The sequence below is a fragment of the Sphingobium sp. SG1 genome, from assembly GCF_057063145.1.
This window is the reverse complement of record NZ_JBVVOJ010000002.1, coordinates 429,716-449,766: the sequence shown is the minus strand read 5'-3', so window position 1 is coordinate 449,766 and position 20,051 is coordinate 429,716. Positions and strand designations below refer to the sequence as shown.

Genomic DNA, 20,051 nt, shown 5'->3' with positions numbered 1-20,051 from the left:
GCTCAGCCCCGATCAGGCGAGCTTGCCGGCCAGCATCTGCAAGGATGCTGCATAATAATCCGTCGACAGGCCTGCCGGTTGCGGCAGGCCCATGATCTTGCCGGCAATCGCCATCCCGCCTGCCGACAGGGCATAGGGCGCGACCTCCCCGGACTGGACATCGACCCAGGCCGGGATCGGCTGTTGCCGGGTCACATAGCCCTGCCAATAGTCGCGGATCGGCTTCAGCAGCGCAGCCCGGCGCCCAGCCTGGGCGTAGAGCGGCACGCGGATCGCGTCGAAGCCGAAACGGGCGGGCTTGCCCACGGCCGGCACGACCATGTCATGTCCCGTCACATCGACCCAGTCGGTCGGCAGCTTGAGCGGACCGAATTGCGCCGCCGCCATCAGCGCTTCGCTGTCGCTGATGATCCGCCCCCAGGCCGCCTCCCCATCCAGGCGGCGGAAGGCGTCGAGCGCGGGCCAGACGAAATAGGAAGGGTTGAGCGTCACCGCTTCCGGCGTGACGAAGCCCTGCAGGCCGGGCAGCAGCAATTTGCGCCCATGGCGTTCCAGCACCAGATGCTGGCGGATGGCAGCACGGATATCGGCCGAACGACTGGCATAATGCCCCTCGCCCCAGCTTTTCGCGGCTTCGGCCAGCGCCCAGGCGATGAACAGGTCGCCATCGGTCGCATTATTGGTGTCCGCCACCGGATTGGGCTGCCGCGGATCATAGCGCCAGGCGTAAAGCGCCATGTCGGGCCGGACCAGATTGCTATCGGTCCAGCGCAGGATAGCGTCGAACGCTTCCCGGTCATCGTTCCACAATGCCAGGCCCAGGCCATAGCCCTGCCCCTCGCTATGGCTGACACCGCCATTGCCATTGTCGATGATGCGGCCGGACGGGTCGAGGAAGGCGGCCTTGAAACGGGCCCAGTCGCCATTGGTCACGCTGCTGCCCCGCGGCTGACGCGCCTTGGCACAGGCTGCCGTGAAAACCAGTCCCATCCCCACCAGCAACGCACGCCGGTCAACGCCCATGGCGTATTTCCATGATGCCGTCGCGCCATTGCAGCACTGATGTATGCAGGTCCGCGCCGCCGCCCAGCGCCCGGAACCAGGCGTCATAGGCGCCACGCAGCAGCGGCGGCGCCATGTCCGCCCAGCGGCCATCGACATCGCCCTGGAGCGTTTCGGGCAAGCCGACATGCTGGATCATGATTGCATCGTCCGTCATCCGCAATTGCGCCTCACCCCAGCCCAACGTCCGCCACAGCCGGTTGATCCGCGCCATCAGCGCATCGCCGTCCGAAATGTCGGCGACCTGAAGCAGCGACGCGATGCGCCGACCGACCGCGCCGAAAAAGGCATCGGCCTGGCCACGGGTCGCGGTGCCGAACACCTCGCTGCCGATCATCGCGGTCAGCAGCGACAGCCCGTCCATCGTCCACTGATCGGTTTCTGCGGGCTGATATTCCACGGCTTCCCGGATCATCAATTGCCTCCCAGAGACTGTTTGATCCCAATCAGCGACTTGAACTCGTCATAGCTGCCGAAGGTGTTGATGCTCATTTCACCGCCGACCCGCGTGCTGGGACTGACACGATAATAGATCGAGCCGTCCGCCGAAAGGGCAAAGCCGGTCTTGCTCAGGCTGTCATAATAAGACCGCACATCGCTGTTCTGGGCCTTGAGGCCATCCAGCACCGCCTGTGCCGCCGGATCGGTCGGATAGACATTGACCTGATCCTGGCTGTAGCTCTGATAACCAGGCGCCACGCCGGCCTTCACCTCCAGCAGGTCCGACGCATAGGCATACCGCACCGGCAGGCTGATGCTGAAGAAGCGCTGCGGGCTGAAATAGCCGCCAAAGCCATAGGTGAAGTAATTCTGATTATTGTCGAAATCCTGATAGTTCACATTGACGCCGCCAGTGATCGACGAGCGATCACCGCGATAGAAGGGCAGATAGCCACCGACATTGGCCTGGAAACCATGGTTCTTGCGGACGTCATGCCCGGCATATTTATAATAGGACAGGTCGCCATAGACCCCCGCCCCATCCTGATCATAGGAGAAGGATGCACCACCACCGGTCCGCATCACCTGGCCCCACATCGCCCCGGTCACGGGATCGCGTGTGCCAGCATAGGACAGGACGCTGTCGGTCACCGGCTTGCGCTCGAACCAGGCGCGCGCCGTCGCATAGGGCGAGAAACGCGGGCTGATCGCTGCATGCCAGGTGACGTCGCTATCCTCGAAACCGAGCGGCGTGACGCCAGCCTCCAGCTTCAGCAGCGGCGTCTCATAAGCGGCCGACAGCGCCACGCCGGACGCATGCTGGGTATCGGCATCCACCAGCGCGGACTCTTCCTGATCGACGATCCCCTGCGCTTCGGGCGTCGCATTGCGTCCGAAGCGGGCAAGCCCCGACCGGCTGGGACGACCGGCATCCAGCACCACGGCTTCCGCCCTGGCCTTGATCCGGCCGTTGCCAAGGCTGGTGGAGACTTCGGCCGATCCGGTCAGTTCCTTGAGTTCGCTCAGCCCCGCTTCACCCGATCGCTCGCGATAGCCGGTGCGCAGTTCGGCGCGTGGGCCGCTCTCACGGGTCAGGGTGCGGATCTCGGTCTGGATACGGTCCATCACCGGATCACCGCTTGTCATCATCGATCCGCCCGGCGCAGACGCCGGCACGCCGACGGCCGGATAGCCGCCCGGCATCGGCGCAGACTGGGCCACGACAGCGGGCGGGAAGCCACCCGTTTCACCAACCTGCGGCATCGGCGAGAACGCCATGCCTGCCGGTGACGGCGCCTGTCCGGCCAGCCGCGCGCCCGATCCAAGCGCGAACGGATTGACCGCCGCCGGAGCGGCCGCAGCCGACTGGTTGCGGAACGGGTTATTGCCCTGCATCGTCGCGGCGAAGGGATTGCTGGCGGTGACATTGCCTGCGCCGCTCTGCGCGGCATAGACTTCCTTCGCGCGCTTCAGATAGCGCAACGCGGCGCCCTCGTCGCCCCGCGCCTGCTCCATCCGCGCCGCTGCCATGTAGATCTGATAATCATTGGGCGATTGCTGCAAGGCGCGCTCGATCGTGGCGCGTGCCAGATCCTTGTCGCCCGCTGCGCCCGCCGTCTCGATCAGGCCCATCAGCGCGCCCTTGTCATTGGGCGACTGGGCCAGGACCAGTTGGTAGGTCTGGGCCGCCTGGGCCGGCATGCCACCCGACTGATAGAGCCGGGCCAGCGCGGCCAGCACTTCCTGATTGCCCGGCGCAGCGTTCCACGCGCCCTGCAGCAGGTCGAAAGCCTGGGCGTTCTGGCCTGCCAGTCGCAGCCGATCGGCCTGCGACGCCGCCATGATGCCGTTCATGCGCGCGACGACACGCTGGCCGTCGGGCGTATTGCCCGCCAGTTGCGCGGCGCGCTGCACGGCGCTGGTGGCAAAGGCATCGCGCCCGGTCTTGGCCAGCACGCGCACGATCGGCTCATAACCGGCCGGGTCGGTGATGGTGCCGGCGGTCAGCGCCTGCTGCGCCAGTTGCGCCGCCCCTTCCCGGTCACCCAGTTCGAACATCGCATCGGCCACCGCAGCCTGCTTGGTCGGGTCGATGCCGGGGGTCGCGGCCAGTTGGCGCAGCGCCATCAGCGCATCGGCCTGCCGGCCCTGCGCGGCCATCGCCTTGGCCCGCTCGATCGCACCGTCCACCTTCAGGCCGACGGCGAAATTGCGCATCTGTTCCGTGCGCTGCATTTCGGGAATGCGCGCCATCAGCGTATCGGCGGCCGACGCCCGGCCGCGATCGGCGTTGAGCAGCGCTGCCGCGTAGAGCCAGTCCGGGTCGCTCGACGACCCCAGCGAGTTGATCAGCGATTCCGCCTCGGGCAGGCGCTGGCGCTGGATCAGATAGCGGGCAAATTCATAACGGATCCACGGATCCTGCTGGTCCAGCAGCAGGCCGGAATGAAATTCCTGTTCGGCGGTGACATCATCGCCGCGCGCAGCCGCGGCACGGGCGCGATCGCGCGCGGCCCGGCTCGCCAGCCGACCATCGGACTGCTTGGCCCCTTCATTTGCCTGCCGGTAGAGGTCTGCCGCATCGGCATAGCGCCCCTGCCGCTCATAGATATCGGCCAGCAATTCGAGCGCCGGGCCACGCTGCGGATAGCCGGAACGGACCAGTGCCTCGGCATCCGCCTGCGCTTCGCCAAGCCGGCCCTGCGCCAGCGCCGCGCGGGCGTCGGCCAGCCCGCCAAAGAAGCGGGCGGAGGCCAGCGCCTGCGCCCATTGGGCCGCCGAACCGCGCTGCGACGCCTGATCGAGCAGGTCACGCGCTTCGCCAAAGCGCCCCTGGCGCAGGCGCACCAGTCCAAGGCCGCCCAGCGCGTCGGCATCATTGCGATTGGCCGCCACGGCGCGCTCGAACGCGCGCTCCGCGCCATCCAGATCATTGGCGTCGAGCGCCTTGAAACCGCTCGCGCGCGACGCGCCACCGCCTACATTGCCGCTCGGGCGCGCTGCTTGCGTCCGATTTGCCGCCGAGGGAGTTGCAGCCGGCGTGGGCGTCGGGCGTGGCGTCGCTTCGGCGCGCCGTGCCGGCGCTGGCGCGGGCGTGGGTTTCGGTGCCGGCTGTGCCTTGGGCGGCGGGCCGGCCAGCCCCTTGCGCGCTTCGGCATTATTGGGATCAAGCGCCAGCGCCCGGCGATAGGCCTGGTTGGCGAGATCCTGTCGCCCCTTGGACTGCCAGTAGCGGCCCTGCTGGATCAGCGGCGCAACGCCCGGCACATCGGCCAGCGTGGGCAGCGGCGCCATGCAGGCCAGCGCCAGGGCGGCGCAGGTGACACGTAGACGGAGGGTGCGGCTCATGCCTCATCCTCCTTGCTCAGGCGGCGGCGCTGCTGCCGGCTGAGGTAGAGATAGAGCGGTCCGGCGAGGATGAGCGCCGCGAGCAGGCCACAGGCGGCCATCAGCAAAGGACGCTGGCTCAGCCAGAAGGCCGCCTTCATCCAGAAGGGCAGGTAACCGACCCAATAGCCGGGTCCAACCGCAAAGCTGCTCATCCCGTCGCCGCTGGTGACGGCCAGGTCGCCCTGGATCTGGGCGTTGATCTTGGCATCGGCCATGCCGCCGACCAGATCAGGCAATGCGCGCGGATCGTCCGCCAGCAGGGCCACGACGCTGCGACCACCCTCGAACGGGGATTCGAAGCCGACAATGCCGGCAAAACCGCTGGACGAGGTCACGAACGCGTCTGCTTCGCCATCACCCGATCGATCGAACGGCGAGAAGAAGGCGAAGATGCGCTGGATCGGGCTCATCTCCGTCACCTGCAGCCGGCCATTTTCATAGCGGACCGGCGCGCCGGCAAAGAGCTGGTCGGAACCCGCGACGCTGCTGCCACCAATGACGATGATGTCCCTGCCCTGCAGCCGCTCGCCATCGACCGCGTTGGCGACGACGACCCCCGTCACTGGCGCGCCGGTGGAATCGCCCATACGGCCCATCAGCACCAGGAAAGCCTCGACCGCCCCGGCCGAAGGCTGGCCGCCCATCAGCACCGTGGTCTCCGACAGGTCGGGACGAATGGTGAAGGGATAGCCGGCGCCGGCAAAGGTGGCGAGATCGGGCATGTGCAGCGCGTGATAGGCGCGGCTGAGGTCAATGCTGCTGCTCGGACGCACGCTGACCCGGACATTATCGGGCAGCGTCCCTTCGCACTTCTTCTTGTCGGCAATGATCAGATTATAGTCGAAGATCAGCTCGTTCTGGCCGAACAGATTGTAGCGCGGCAGCACGATCGAGGCGCTGGAATCGTTGGACGATGCGCCCTGCGCCCCGAACAGGCTGTCCCACCAGCCAGCCCCAGCGAGCGGCAGCGTGCGCAGATACTGGTTGTTGATCGAGACATCGAGGCGCGAGGCACGACGATCAAGCCATTTGGCCGCCGGATAGCGATAGCGCAGGTCGAGGCGACCGCCCTGGCGTGGCCAGAAGAAGAGGTCGGGCGCGACCCGGAAGCGCGCCGACAACGGGCCAGGCGGCAGGCCCATGCCCTGCAGCGCATTGGCATCCATGATCTCGCCCAGTTGGACAGGGCGGTCGGTGCGCAGCCAGCGCGGCGCGGCATAGCGCGCATAGGTGGGGATGCGGACGCCATCGAAATTCATCCGCGCGCCGCTCAGCACACCGCGGCCGCTGGCGATCGCCGCAGCGGCCAGCTTCAACTCGCTGGCGTTGCGGCCCATCACCACCAGCAATTCGCCGAACGTGTCGCGCGGATTGCGGATGACCGTCGCGCTCGGCCCGGTGATCGACAGGTTCAGACCCACAATCGGCCGGTCCGGCGTCGCGAACAGGATCGCGTTGCCGGTCGGGATCTGGTTGTAGACCGGCTTGAACGAAAAGCCGCGATAGCTGGCTTGCGCACCCAACCAGGAAGCCAGGCTGGCGGCCGCCTCCAGCTCGCCAGCGCGCGGCGTGCCGGCGAAGACGAAGGGCAGGCGCAGCGGCAGATTGTCGTGCCGATCAAAGAAGGGACCGGGCAGACGGCCCAGATCCGGCGCCATCGGCAGCGTCTGGACGCTGAGGTCGAACCAGGACCGGACATTGCTGATATTGGCCCAGAGCGAACTGTGGAACGGATCCTCGCAATCGCGCGCATAATGGCCGACCAGGCGCAGGTTCAGCTGGTTGTCGCCCGGCAGGAACAGCGCCGGATTGACCGGAATGGTGATGTTCTGACCACCGGATTCCGCCGGGGTCAGGCGAATGGTGCGGACCACCTCGCCGTTCAGCAACACGACCAGCTGGCTGAGATCGCCGAGCATGGCCGGCGACCAGGCGAAGTTCAGCGTCAGGCTGCTATCGGTCACCACCTCGTTGCGGCGCATGCCGAAGGGAATGCCGATTTCGCCGCGCGTCCCGGCCAGGCGGATCGGCATCTTGACCTGCAGGTCGCGGAAGCTGAGCCGCTGCTTCTGCACGCCCGCCGCGGTGGCGGGTGCAAGCGTCGCCGCGGGCGCCTGTGCCGCCTGCGCGAAGGCGTGACCGCTGCCTGCGAGCAGCAGCGTCCCGATCGCGGCCAGGCCCAGCAATGCGGCTGCGGCCTGCTTGGCGGCTTTCGCCGCGGCGGCCAGGCGAACGGCCTTCTTCTGCTTGCGGCGCTCCGTGCGGTTGAGGCGGAACAGGCGCTTGAGGGTCATATAGTCGACCACGATGATATCCCAGAGAGAGTGCAGGGCCGAAACCGGCTTGCGGGGGGCTGCGGGCTGCCAGGCATCGGCACGGCCCATCACCGCGCGGACAAGGTGACGCGAAGAGATCATGTCCAGTTCCTGGAAGCGCAGATTGACCTCGCCCCGATCGAACCGCACCATTTCGACCGGGATCGTCAGCTTCTCGTCACCCATCGGCAGCGACATATAGGCGACGCGCCGGTCGCGCAGCGGGAAGTCGGGCGGCACGGCGATCGCGGCACCGCCCATCGAAATGTCGATCGTCGTCGCGTCGATCACATAGCCATCGGCCATGTAGAGGGTGACCGGCAATTCGGTGACGATGCGGATATATTCGCGCGCCTGCCGCGTCTCGCGCGCGACCGAAACGGCGGCGATCAGGATGATCAGACTGAACACGGCCCAGACGACGTTCAGCACCAGCGTATCGGTCTGGATGTTGAACAGATGCGGGAAGAAGACCCGCTTCACGATCGCCAGCCCGATGCCGAAGATGATGAGGCCGATGCAGATCAGGTGCGGGCGCACCGTCGACAGGTCGAAATAGGTCCGGTCGAGCAGGCTGCCCTTGTCCGTCACGTTGAACTTGCCCTTGCGCGGCTGGAAGAAGGTCATGACCGTGGGGCGCGCGAGGTGGAAGGCCAGGATCGTCTCGTAGATTTCGCCCCAGAACGGTCGGCGATCCCCGCCCTGCGTGTTCGCCGACGAGGTCATCGAACAGACCAGATGCGGCAGCGCATAGGCGAAGATCAGCGAGGCCGAGGCATGGATGATGTTCTGGCCGAAGATCAGATAGGCAAGCGGGCTGGTCAGGAAGACGATGCGCGGCAGCGGAAACTGGAAATGCAGCATCGCGTTCAGGTAGCAAAGTCGCTGCTGCCAATTGAGGCCGCGCCCGAACAGCGGATTGTCGATCCGCAGGATCTGGGTCATGCCGCGCGCCCAGCGGATGCGCTGGCCGATATGCAGCACCAGACGCTCGGTCGCGAGGCCAGCGGACAGGCGCGCGCCGATATAGGCGGTATTCCAGCCCATGCGCTGCAACTTCAACGCGGTATGCGCGTCCTCTGTCACCGTCTCACCGGCAAAGCCGTTGGTCTGGGCCAACGCATCACGGCGGATGACGGCGCAGGAACCGCAGAAGAAGGTCGCATTCCACAGATCGTTGCCGGACTGGACCGCACCGTAGAACAGATCGCCCTCGCCCGGCAGATCGCGCACCGTGCCCAGATTGCGCTGGGCGGGGTCGGGCGAATAGAAATGATGCGGCGTCTGCATCAGCGCCAGCTTGGGATCTTGCTGGAACCAGCCTATGGTCATCTGCAGGAAGGCGCGGGTCGGCACATGGTCGCAGTCGAAGATCGCGATCAGTTCGCCATTGGTCTTCTTCATCGCGGCATTGAGGTTGCCAGCCTTGGCATGAAGATTGTCGCCGCGGGTCAGATAGCCGCAGCCGGCCTGGCGCGCGAACGCCTGAAACTCGGGCCGGCGCCCGTCATCTAGGATGAAGACGCGGAAACGGTCGGCGGGATAATCCATGTCCATCGCCGCGAACACGGTGTTGCGGACGATCTCCAGGCTTTCATTATAGGTCGGGACATAGACGTCGACGCTGGGCCACTGGTCGGGTTCACCCTCGATCTCGACGACTTCACGGTCGAGCGGCCAGCCGGTCTGCAGGAAGCCCAGCACCAGGATCAGCCAGGCATAGACTTCGGCCAGATACAGGCCCGATCCCAGCAGAAACTCTGCCAGGGTACCGAACTCCAGCGTTTCGGTGGTGCGCCAGAACATGTAGCGGGTCGATACGATCATCGACAGGATCGCCAGCACCAGCAGCGCACGGCGACTGCGCATCCGCCCCAATATGGTCGCGCCCACGATGGTGATGCCGGCAAAGATCCATTGCGCTTCCAGATCGAGCGGCACGGTGATCGCCAGCAGGGCGAACAGCCCGGCCAGCACCAGCAGTCCGTTGCTCAGGATCGCCTGCCGGCCCTTCACGAAGAAGCCTCCTCGGCCGCCTCGACCAGGCCAGCCGCCTGTTCCACGGTCGTTACCAGCCTGCGCAGATCGTTGAGCGCCACGCTGGCGGGCGCGAAGCGGGCCAGCGGCTCGAACATCGCGCTCGCCTCGTTCACCGCCTCGTCACGGCGGATCGTACCGAGCAGCTTGCTGCCGAACAGTTCGCGCAGGAAGATATGGGTGTGGCGCGACAGGCGATGGGTATCGTCGAGATGGTTGAGCACGAACCCGGTCTTGGCGAGATCGATCGTCGCCGTGCCCGGCTCAACCTTGGGCAGGGCCGCGAGCGATCCGGGACGCGGATGCAGGGGGCAGACATGCAGGGCGGCATGCGGCAACAGCATGTCCTTGGTCTCGCGGTCACCCGCCGCCACATCGGCAATGAAGATCTTCTTGCCGGCGAACGGCGAATGATCCGGCTTGCCCAGCAAATCCTGGAAGGTCGCGTCACGGCGCAGGCCATAGGCGGAAAAGAGCGCGACGCCCGACACCGCGATCTGGTCGGCGCTGCCGTCGTTCAGTTCCGGCAGGCCCTGAGCCGGGGTCAGGCCGAAATAGAGCTTGAGAGAATCCTGATAGGTGAAGTCGAGCGCGCTGACGTCATGCCCGCGCTGCGCCAGATGGATCGCCAGTTGCGCCGCGATGAAGCTGGTGCCGACGCCGCCCTTGGGCGAATGACAGAGGATCAGCGGCATCAATAATCTCGCTTGTCGGGGTCGTTCGACAGATGGCCCAGGAAATCGCGCAAATTGCCGCGCGGCGCAGCGGATGGCGGCGCGTCCTGATAGGCGTCGAACATGCTGGTCACATTGGCGCGGGGTGCGGGCGCAGGCTGTTCCGGCTCCGCGCGGCGGATCGCCAGCACGGCTTCCGCCTCGCGCGCTTCCAGTTTGGACAGGGGGCGTCCAACCACGCGCGGGTCGGTCAGCAGGGCCTCGAAGATCGGCCACAATTCCATGTCCGCGAAACTGTCCGCGAACTCGCGATAGCGAAAATCCCGGCGCCCCAGCCGGGCCAGAAGGCTTTCTGCGTCGGAGCGCATGGCCCTGTTCTCCCTGATATCCAAGGAAAACCTAGAGTAAAATGGTTAACAAAATCTTTAGAAATTCGAAGAAGTTGCGCCATTGCGGGCGCTGCGTGCGACGCACCGTTCGTCGCACGCAGGAAAATCCCCTTTTTGCTTCAACATCTTGGCGCCGCGAGCCGCAAAAACGCGCCGCGGCCATTGCCGCGATTATTTGCGCGGCAATGCAACTTCCGCCTTGGCGGTCGCCAGGGTCGTGCCCAGCTGATTGACCATGCGGCAGTCAATCTGCACCACGTCGCGTCCGTTATCGTCGACGAACTTGTCGACCACCGTGCCGGTCATGATCGTGATGTCGCCGGTGAAGGCCGGCCCGCGATAGGAGGCGACCGAATGGGTCACCATGCCCCATTCGCCGGCCCAGCCCGCCAGATAATCGACGATCCAGGCACCCATCGACGCGCCATAGCCATAGGCGCGCGGCATGCCGATGAAGCGGGCCCAGCGCGGGAAGAGATGGCCGCGCGATGGCCCGAAATAGGCGCCATCGGTCAGTTCAGGATTGATCCGCTCCATCACCGGGTCATTTTCATGCCCCGCCATTTCCTTGACGAAGCCCAGCGCCTCCATGTCGAGATCGGTGCGCCGGTGCGTGCCGCCCCAGATGGTGAAGAGATAGGCGCGCCATTCGGTGGTGAAGCTGGCAATGCTGTGCGGGCCGATGACGCGCTCGGGCAGCGCGGCGCCGATCTGGATATCGTCCCAATAGCGTTTGCCATGGCCCAGCTCATGCAGCATCTGCACCCAGTCGAACTTGCGATGCTGGATCTGCGCCAGTTCCTCGTCGCTCCACACCGGATCTTCGGTGCCCTCGACCACATCAGTCGTCTTCTCGCGCCCCGCCTCGGCCAGATAGCGGATCGAGGTCGAGCGCTGCTTGGCGATCAGTTCGCCATTCTGGTTGTAATAATTATTGTCGCCACGCTGGAAACAGGTCGGCCCGGCGAACTTGGTATCCTTGACCGTATAGTCGAACGGAATGCGCTCATTATGGACCAGGTCGCCGCCCTGGATGCGCGGACCATAGAACCACCATTCGTCGCCGCCGAACAGCAGGTGTGAATTGGGAATGGCGCCCACGCAGGCCGGCCCGGCCCCATGGCCATCATCCATCGTCACCGCAAAGCTCTGCGGAGCGACCAGCCGCCCCCAGCGCCCTTCGGCGGCATAATCGGCATCATAATGCAGCAGGTTGGGATAATGCATCGCCTGCGCCCAGCGGCGGATGTCATTATTGTGGATCGGCTCGCGCATCCGCGCGGGCTGCATCGGTTTGCCGAGATATTGGTCGATGTCCGAACAGTCGAAGACAGCTATGCTCATGGTTCCCCTCCGAGGAAATCTTTGTTCCGCCCTGCCATGGCGGAGCAGCGCCCTACGGCACAAGTCCAGGACCGGCGACAGCATGCGCACAGACAAGTGGGAACATCCCGCCAGGCCGCAGAAAAGCGCGGTTTTTCAACGTTTATCGCGATGCCGATGTTTGTCCTGTGCAGCCCGGCGCTTGAACAGGGCCCCGATCACAGCTAGATTGTCGCCTCAATTCACAAGAAAAGAGACCGTGTCGTGGATTTCAATCTGACCGCAATGCCGATCCGCAACGCTGCCAGGGAAATTCATGCTCATGCCCGCCATATCCTGTTCCAATCTCGGCTGGACCACGCCTGACGGCCAGTCCGTCCTTTCCGGTCTAGACCTTCGTTTCCAGAGCGAGCGCACCGCCCTTGTCGGCCGCAACGGCGTCGGCAAGACGACCTTGCTGCGCCTGATTGCTGGCGATCTCACCCCCAGCAGCGGCAGCATCGCCGTGCAAGGCCGGCTCGCCTGCCTGCGCCAGGCAGTGCAGTTCGGCGCGGATGAACGGATCGCCGATCTGTGGGGCGTGGCCGATGCCATCGCCCTGCTGCGCCTAGCGGAAAGCGGCGACGCATCCGCAGAACAGCTGGCCGATGCCGACTGGACGCTGGAAAGCCGGATCGACGCGGCGCTGGAGCGGGTCGGGCTCGATGCTGGGCCGGATACCCGGCTTTGCACTTTGTCGGGCGGCCAGCGTACCCGCGCGGCGCTTGCCGGCGCGATCCTTGACGCACCCGATTTCCTGTTGCTGGACGAACCGACCAACAATCTCGACCGGGCCGGGCGCGCGGCCGTCGCTGAACTGGTCGATGACTGGCGCGCCGGACTGATCCTCGTCAGCCATGATCGCGAGCTGCTGGAGCGGGTCGACGCGATTGTCGAACTCACCGGCCTCGGCGCCCAGCGCTATGGCGGCAACTGGTCCCATTATCGCGAGCGCAAGGCGGCCGAACTTTCCGCTGCTGCCCATGATCTCGACATCGCGGAACGACAGGTGAAGCAGGCCGCGCGCAAGGCCCAGGTCGCGACCGAGCGCCAGCAGCGCCGCGACGCCGCCGGTGCCCGCAAGGGCGCCCGCGGCGACATGCCCCGCATCCTGATCGGCGCGCGCAAGAACCAGGCGGAGGCATCCTCCGCCGCTGGCCGCCATGTCGCGGAGCGGCTGCGCGCCGAGGCGGAGGACCAGGCGCAGGCCGCACGCAGCCGGGTAGAGATATTGGAACCGATCCGCATCACCCTGCCCTCGACCGGCCTTGCGCCGGATCGGATCGTCCTGCGCCTCACCGATGTCAGCGTCGGCCATGATCCCGCCATGCCCTTGCTGGCGCATGTCGACCTGCTGGTCGAAGGGCCGGAACGGATCGCCATCACCGGCCCCAATGGATCGGGCAAGACCAGCCTGCTTGCGACCATGGCCGGCACATTGCCGCCGCTCGCCGGGCGGATCGACCGCCCGGTGCGCCACGCCGTGCTGGACCAGACCGCCGCGCTGCTCGATCCCGCACTGTCGATCGCGGACAATCTCGCGCGTCTGCACCCGGAACTCGACGAAAATGGCCGTCGCGCCCTGCTCGCCCATTTCCGTTTTCGCGGCGACGCCGCGCTGCAGCGCGTCGGGAGCCTCAGCGGCGGGCAGATGCTGCGCGCGGGCCTAGCCTGCGTGCTGGGCAGCGCGCCGCCGCCGCTCCTGATCCTCGACGAGCCGACCAACCATCTCGACCTCGAAGCGATCGAGGCAGTGGAAGCGGGACTGCGCAGCTATGACGGCGCCCTGCTGGTCGTCAGCCATGACGAGCGCTTCCTCGACGCGATCGGCATCACGCGCCGGATTGCCCTCGCCTAGGCAGCCCGCAACGCATCCGCCAATGGCTCCGCCTGATCGCCCAGGATCAGGTGCAGCCAGCCATCGGCCGATGCCGGCAGCACCCAGGCCTTGACCCCGGCGCCCCGCAACGTCGCCGCGTCCACGGCGGCGGGGCGATCGACCCGCACCAGCAAACGCGTGCCGCGCCGCTCGACGGCGCGCACGCCCGCGCCCTTGAGCAGCCCGACCAGATCGGACGTGCCCGCGACCGGCGCCGGATCATGCCCGGCCAGCGCGCTGCGGATCTCCGCTGCGACCTGATCGGCGATCGGCCCCAGAACGACCTGAAAACCGCCATCGCGCAGGCGGACGACGCCGCGCGCGCCCAATGCCCGCAGACGAGCCTCGTCCGCGATTGTGCTGTCGCCCAGCACCAACCGCAGCCGGGTGGTACAGGCATCGACCGATCGGACATTGGCTTTGCCGCCCAGCGCCGCGACCATCGCCGGCCCGCGCGCACCGGCCACGCTTGGCATCTCGGCCGCAGCGGCGGGCTCATCCTCGCGCCCCGGCGTCTTCAGGTTGAAGCGACGGATGCACCAGCTGAAGGTGGCATAATAGACAGCGAAATAGACAAGCCCGACCGGGATCAGCATCAGCGGCTTGGTCGCGAGGCCATAGTTCATCAGATAGTCGAACAGGCCGGCGGAAAAGCCGAAGCCCAGCTTCACGCCCAGCGCGTCCATGACGACCATCGACAGGCCGGTCAGCACCGCATGGACGACATAGAGGATCGGCGCCAGGAAGATGAAGCTGAACTCGATCGGCTCGGTCACGCCGGTAAGGAAGGAAGTGAGCGCCAGGCTGAGCAACAGGCCGCCGACCCGCTTGCGCCGATCGGGCAAGGCGGTGCGATACATGGCAAGACAGGCGGCCGGCAGGCCGAACATCATCACCGGGAAGAAGCCCGACATGAAGCCGCCGGCAGTCGGATCGCCCGCGAAGAAGCGCTTGATATCGCCGGTCGCGCCATGGAAATCGCCAAGCAGGAACCAGGCGACATTGTTGATGATATGGTGCAGCCCGGTAATCAGCAGCAGCCGGTTGAGCAGGCCATAGACGAACAGGCCGAGCGGTCCGGCCGCCACAACCCATTGGCTCAGGCGATCGATCCCCGCCTCGATCCAGGGGAAGCCCAAGCCGAACATCAGCGCGCCGAACAGGCCGGCCAGCCCCGCGACGATCGGCACGAAGCGCCGTCCCGCGAAGAAGGCCAGATAATCGGGCAGCTTGATGTCGGAAAAGCGGTTGTAGAGCAGCCCGGCGACGATACCCGACAGGATGCCGGCGGGCACGGAGACCTTGGCGATTTCCTTGGCGCGCCAGGCGGCCTGCGCCGCCTCCGCCACGTCGGGCGGCAGGACCAGCAGCACCTTCGCGCCCTCGGTCGTCACCAGATAGGCGATCACGCCGGCCAGGCTAGCCGCGCCATGATTTTCGCGGGCGAGACCCACGGCGACACCGGCCGCAAACAGCAGACCAAGATTGGAGAAGATCGCGTCGCCCGCCGCCGCGACGAAGGGAATGGCAAGCATGTCGGGCTGGCCAAGGCGCAGCAGCAGCGCCGCGATCGGCAACACCGCGATCGGCAGCATCAGCGCACGACCAAGCGGTTGCAGCCGGGCCAGCAGGGTGGCGGGACGAAAGCTCATGCCAGGACTCCTTGGGCCATGCCGCGCACCGCGGCGGCGCTTTCGGCGGCGCAGGCGCGCTCTGCCAGGTCGATGCAGCGGCCCATGTCGAGCGTGCGCACCACCGCCTTCAGCCGGGCGATGGCGGCCGGGGTGGCGGACAATTCGGTAATGCCAAGGCCGATCAGGATCGGCGCCGCGAGCGGGTCGGAGGCAAGACCGCCACAGACGCCGGCCCAGCGGCCATGGCGCTGCGCCCCGCGCCCGACCTCGCGGATCAGGCGCAGCACGGCGGGATGCAGCGCATCGATCCGGTGCGACACCGCCGCATTGCCGCGATCGACGGCCAGCGTATATTGGGTCAGGTCATTGGTGCCGACCGACAGGAAATCGGCCTCGGCCGCCAGCATGTCCGCCAGCATCGCCGCCGCCGGCGTCTCGATCATCACGCCCAGCGGCACCGGCGCGTCGATACCCAGCGCCGCCTTTTCCGCATCCAGCATCGCCCTGACCGCCCGATAGTCGGACAGGTCGGCGATCATCGGCAGCATGATGCGGCACTGGTCCGCCGGCACGGCGCGCAGGATCGCGCGCAACTGCACCTGCATCAAGTCCGGCCGGGCGAGGCTGAGGCGGACGCCGCGCAGGCCCAGCGCCGGATTTTCCTCGGCCGCCATCGGCAGATAGGGCACCGGCTTGTCGCCGCCGATGTCGAGCGTGCGCACGATCAGCGGCCGATCGCCCAATGTCGTTGCTATACCGGAATAGATTTCCCGTTGTTCGGCCTCGTCCGGCGCCTCCTCCCGCTCCAGGAACAGGAATTCGGTGCGCAGCAGGCCGCACCCCTCCGCCCCGGCCGCCACGGCGGCGGCGGCATCGGCCTGCGATCCCAGATTGGCGAAAATCTCGATCCGGGTGCCGTCGGCCATGCGGCAATCGGCATGGGCCTGCGCCCGGTCGCGGCTGCGCTGTTCGCGTGCGGCGGCGATCCGTTCGCTGACCTCGGCCAGACTGTTCACGCCCGGATCGGCATCGATCCGGGCCCCGTCCGCGTCCAGGATGACCGTGCGCCCCTCGGCGATGGCCAGCACATCCCGCCCGGCGGCCACCAGCATCGGGATGCCGGCCGACGCCGCGAGGATCGCGACATGGGAAGTGGGACCGCCGGCCGCCGTGCAGATTCCGGCCAGACGGTCCCTATCGAGCGCCAGGAACTGCGAGGGGAGCAGATCCTCAGCGATCAATATGCTTTGAGGAGGCAGCGTCGGCACCGCGCTGGCATCGGTGCCGAGCAGGGCGGCGATCAGCTGTCGCTCGATATCGATCAGGTCGGCGACACGCTCCATCAGCAGCGGATCGCCGGTCGCGCGGATCGCCTCGGCCGCCTGCGCGGTCGCGTGGCGCCAGGCGAAGGCTGCGCTGCGCCCGGCATCGATCTGGTGCCCGGCCGCCTCGGCCAGTTCCGGGTCGGCCAGCAGCGCGCGATGCGCCGCCGCAATTTCAGCGGCCAGACCATGGCCGGCCGACAATTCGGCATCGACCGCTGCCATCGCTCGCGCGAGCGCGGCATGTTCGGCCGCCCCGCCCTGTCCGTCGCGCGGCACATCGACATCGGCGACGCGCAGCTGCACCACCTGCCCGATCGCCAGCCCCGGTGCAGCCGTCACCGGCCCGTGCTGCGGCACGACCGGCGCCGGCGCAGGATGATCGGCCTTCGCCTCCTCGCCCAGCCCCGCTGCGATCAGCACCACCAGCGCCTCGACCGCCGCGCGGGCATCGCTGCCCTCGCCCCGGATCATGATCTCGTCGCCGGAGCGCACGCCCAGACCAAGCAGCGCGACCGTGCTGCGCGCATTGACGCTCTTGCCGTCCCGCAGGATCGCCACCGGCGCGACGAAGGTGCGCAGCAGCGCCGCGATCCGCGCGGCCGGACGGGCGTGGATGCCATGGGGGGCTTCGACGCGCATCACCCGTTCATGGGTGTCACCTTCGCTGTCACCCTTGGCCGCCACCGGCGCCGGCGCCGTGATCCGCGCGACGCCATCATTCCAGCCGACCAGCCGGTCGAGCGGCTCCAGTGACAGCGCATAGCCCTCGCCCGCCAGCACCACCGGCGTGATTAGCGCCTTGGCCCCTTCGGCTACCGCATCGAGATCGAAACCGATCAGCAGGTCGCCGGCCGCAACGGCATCGCCCGGCTTCACCTGCGGCGCGAAACCCTTGCCGGCAAGCGTCACCGTCTCCAGACCGACATGGATCAGCAGTTCCGCGCCATTGGCCAGACGCAGCGAGACCGAATGGCCGGTCGGCGCCACCGTCAGCACGGTCGCGTCGGCCGGCGCGCGGACTTCGCCTTCGATCGGGTCGATGGCAAAGCCCTCACCCATCATCCGCTCGGCAAAGACCGGATCGGGCACGCTTTCGATCGGCGCCAGCCAGCCCGTAAGGGGCGCGCGCAACGTCACGCTGGCCATCATGCCGCTCATGGGATCAGTTCCACCTGCTTGATCGCCCATAGGGGCTCAACATCCTTCGCCGTATAGGTGATGCACAAATTCTCCTTGCCGCTGCGCGGCGTGATCGGCGCGACCAGGCGGGTCACTTCCGGGTTCCCGACCGCCGGCGCCAGCGGCAGCACGGCAATGCGCTCGCCCTCGCAACTACCGGCCCGCACTTCCATCTCGCCCGCCGGGGTCGCCGGGGGGCGGAAATGGATGGCGTCGCGATCCTTGCCGATCTGGAAATTGAACGGCAGCTGGCCGACATCGATCGCAATCTTCGACGCGCCGCCGACCGGGGCGTCGGCATAGAACCAGCAGGGCTGCAGGATATCCGTCAGGAAATGCGCCCGCTCGCCCTGCGCCGGAGCATCATCCTCCAGCGACAGCACGACCTTGTTGGCGCAGCTTGCCAGTTGCTCGTCGGTGCGGCGCCGCAGGAAGGACGCGTCGAGACCGATGTCGATCGCGCCCGGCATCATCCCGCCGTGCCAGGCGGTGCCGGCGCGCAGCCGGGTGCCGACCGGCAGGCTGAGACCGTCCTTGTAAACCGGTGCGCGCGGCGTCACCGCGCTGCCGTCCAGCGTATAATGGATCGGGAAGCCCGACTGGCTTTCCAGCGTCACCCGCGTGTTCTTGTCACCCGGCGCATAGTCGGCCTTTGCCGTCACCGTCAGCGCGCTGATCGCGGGCTTGAGGCCCAGCGTCCCCATGCGTGCCATCTGCGGCACCAGCCGGTCCATGAAGCTGGCAAAATCATGGCTCGCGACCGGCGACCAGCCGATTTCGGCGACGGCACTGCCGCGCGGGAATTGCTGCCACTGGGCGCGTTCCTCGGTCCGCACATGCTCGGTGAACAGGTTGCCCTGCAGTCCCAAAATATGCTGCTGCTCGGCGGCGCTCAGTCCTTCGGGCTCGGGATTGAAGTCATAGACGCTGTGCAGGTCCGACAGATGGCCGCGCCCCGGCGACTCCAGCGGCCCGAAGCCCTGGCGATTGTCGAAATAGAGGATCGGCGCCGGACTCAATATCGCGTCATGGCCGGACTTGGCGGCGGTCACCGCCCCCTCGATCCCGCGCCAGGAGGTGATGGTGGCATGGGGCGAGGCGCCGCCTTCCAATATCTCGTCCCAACCGATCGGCTTGCGACCACGCTTGGTCAGGAAATCATCGATGCGGTGCATGAACCAGCCCTGCATCGCATCCTCGCTGCCGATGCCCAACGCCTTCATCTTCGCCTGCATCGCCGGCGAGGATTTCCACTGGTCCTTCACCGCCTCGTCGCCGCCGATATGGATATAGGGCGACGGGAACAGCGCCATCACATCGGTCAGCACGTCCTCCAGAAAGCCAAAGGTCGCGTCATCGGCATTATAGAGCCAGGGAAAGACGCCCCAGTCGGACTCTGTGCCCGGCGGGATGGCCACGCCCATGCCCAGCTTGGGATAAGCGCGGATCGCGGCCAGCGCATGGCCCGGCATCTCGATCTCCGGCACGATCATGACGCCGCGCGCGGCGGCATAGGTGACGATCTCGCGGATTTCGGCCCGGGTGTAGAAGCCGCCGACCTTGGGCAACGGCGGCGCGCCGGGCGCCCCGGCGGGCACGCGCCAGGCGGAAATTTCCGTGAGGCGCGGATATTTGGGGATCTCGATGCGCCAGCCCTGGTCATCGACCAGATGCCAATGCAGCCGATTGAGCTTGTTGACCGCCATCCAGTCGATCAACTGGCGAACATAGGCGGGCGACTGGAAATGGCGCGCACTGTCGAGCATCAGCCCGCGCCACTGGAAGCGCGGCGCGTCGGCAATCTGCATCGCCGCGACCGATACCGGGCCGGCTGCCTGATCCTGCGTCATCGCCTGCCACAGCGTCACCGCGCCATAGAGCAGGCCCGCATCGTCGCCAGCGGCGATCTTGGCCCCCTTCTCCGTCACGTCTAACGTGTAGGATTCAGCCGTGCCGGTCTTTGCCCGGCGAAACGATACAGCGTTGCCGCGATCGCCCCCCGTCTCGATCCGAGGGCGGAAGCCCCGGCTGCGCGCGACCAGATCGGCGAACCGCTCCGCCGCGTTGCGGGCAGCGGCATCGCCGGTCGGAACCCGGATCGGCGTGGTCGAGTTGATAAGAAAAGCGCCCTGCCCCTCGCGCATCTGCGCGGGCACCGGCAACAGGCGGGGCAGTTCGGCCATGGCCGGGGCGATGGCGATGCCGGACAGCATCAGCGACGCAAGCAGCGTCAGGCGGCGGGCACGGATCACGAAACAGGCTCCCGAAAATAGCGTGCCCCTGCCGCGCCGCGCGGACGCGACAAGGGACGTGCGGCGGGCGGACGCTGTTGCGTTCCGTCCCGCCGTCTTCAAGTCATGCGCC

General features: G+C 66.9%; 11 protein-coding genes. 1 reads left to right on the top strand and 10 read right to left on the bottom strand.

Annotated features, from left to right (window positions below):
* Positions 1-12: 12 nt before the first annotated feature.
* The 7 genes from AC0KVN_RS07535 to AC0KVN_RS07505 form a co-directional block, all read right to left on the bottom strand.
* Positions 13-1,023 (bottom strand): family 8 glycosyl hydrolase, encoded by a 1,011-nt coding sequence (locus AC0KVN_RS07535; protein ID WP_435566557.1) that lies wholly within the window; start codon positions 1,021-1,023, stop codon positions 13-15.
* Positions 1,013-1,477, bottom strand: coding sequence for a cellulose biosynthesis protein BcsD (gene bcsD / locus AC0KVN_RS07530; protein WP_010339109.1), 465 nt, complete (start codon positions 1,475-1,477; stop codon positions 1,013-1,015). The genes AC0KVN_RS07535 and bcsD overlap by 11 nt, the downstream gene beginning before the upstream one ends.
* Positions 1,477-4,851, bottom strand: a complete 3,375-nt coding sequence (locus tag AC0KVN_RS07525; RefSeq protein ID WP_435566556.1) for a cellulose synthase subunit BcsC-related outer membrane protein — start codon at positions 4,849-4,851, stop codon at positions 1,477-1,479. The genes bcsD and AC0KVN_RS07525 overlap by 1 nt, the downstream gene beginning before the upstream one ends.
* Positions 4,848-9,224 carry a UDP-forming cellulose synthase catalytic subunit gene (gene bcsA / locus AC0KVN_RS07520; RefSeq protein WP_435566555.1) on the bottom strand — a complete coding sequence of 1,459 codons (4,377 nt, stop codon included), beginning with the start codon at positions 9,222-9,224 and terminating at the stop codon, positions 4,848-4,850. Before bcsA ends, AC0KVN_RS07525 begins: the two co-directional genes overlap by 4 nt.
* Entirely contained in the window at positions 9,221-9,940 is a 720-nt protein-coding gene (locus AC0KVN_RS07515; RefSeq protein WP_037521547.1) for a ParA family protein, read from the bottom strand. Before AC0KVN_RS07515 ends, bcsA begins: the two co-directional genes overlap by 4 nt.
* Positions 9,940-10,287 carry a hypothetical protein gene (locus AC0KVN_RS07510; RefSeq protein ID WP_004212463.1) on the bottom strand — a complete coding sequence of 116 codons (348 nt, stop codon included), beginning with the start codon at positions 10,285-10,287 and terminating at the stop codon, positions 9,940-9,942. The genes AC0KVN_RS07515 and AC0KVN_RS07510 overlap by 1 nt, the downstream gene beginning before the upstream one ends.
* Positions 10,288-10,479: 192 nt before the next feature.
* Entirely contained in the window at positions 10,480-11,652 is a 1,173-nt protein-coding gene (locus AC0KVN_RS07505) for an FAS1-like dehydratase domain-containing protein (protein WP_435566554.1), read from the bottom strand.
* Positions 11,653-11,947: 295 nt separating this feature from the next.
* Here AC0KVN_RS07505 and AC0KVN_RS07500 point away from each other — a divergent pair, with 295 nt between their 5' ends.
* On the top strand, positions 11,948-13,528 hold the full coding sequence (locus AC0KVN_RS07500) for an ABC-F family ATP-binding cassette domain-containing protein (RefSeq protein WP_435566553.1): 1,581 nt from the start codon (positions 11,948-11,950) through the stop codon (positions 13,526-13,528).
* Here AC0KVN_RS07500 and nagE read toward each other — a convergent pair.
* The 3 genes from nagE to AC0KVN_RS07485 are packed head-to-tail and all read right to left on the bottom strand — an operon-like array spanning position 13,525 to position 19,939.
* Positions 13,525-15,201 carry an N-acetylglucosamine-specific PTS transporter subunit IIBC gene (gene nagE / locus AC0KVN_RS07495; RefSeq protein WP_435566552.1) on the bottom strand — a complete coding sequence of 559 codons (1,677 nt, stop codon included), beginning with the start codon at positions 15,199-15,201 and terminating at the stop codon, positions 13,525-13,527. The two genes, AC0KVN_RS07500 and nagE, sit on opposite strands and share 4 nt — an antisense overlap.
* Positions 15,198-17,666 (bottom strand): phosphoenolpyruvate--protein phosphotransferase, encoded by a 2,469-nt coding sequence (gene ptsP, locus AC0KVN_RS07490; RefSeq protein ID WP_435566551.1) that lies wholly within the window; start codon positions 17,664-17,666, stop codon positions 15,198-15,200. The genes nagE and ptsP overlap by 4 nt, the downstream gene beginning before the upstream one ends.
* Complete coding sequence (locus AC0KVN_RS07485) at positions 17,663-19,939, bottom strand: beta-N-acetylhexosaminidase (protein ID WP_435566550.1); 2,277 nt, start codon at positions 19,937-19,939, stop codon at positions 17,663-17,665. Before AC0KVN_RS07485 ends, ptsP begins: the two co-directional genes overlap by 4 nt.
* Positions 19,940-20,051: the final 112 nt, after the last annotated feature.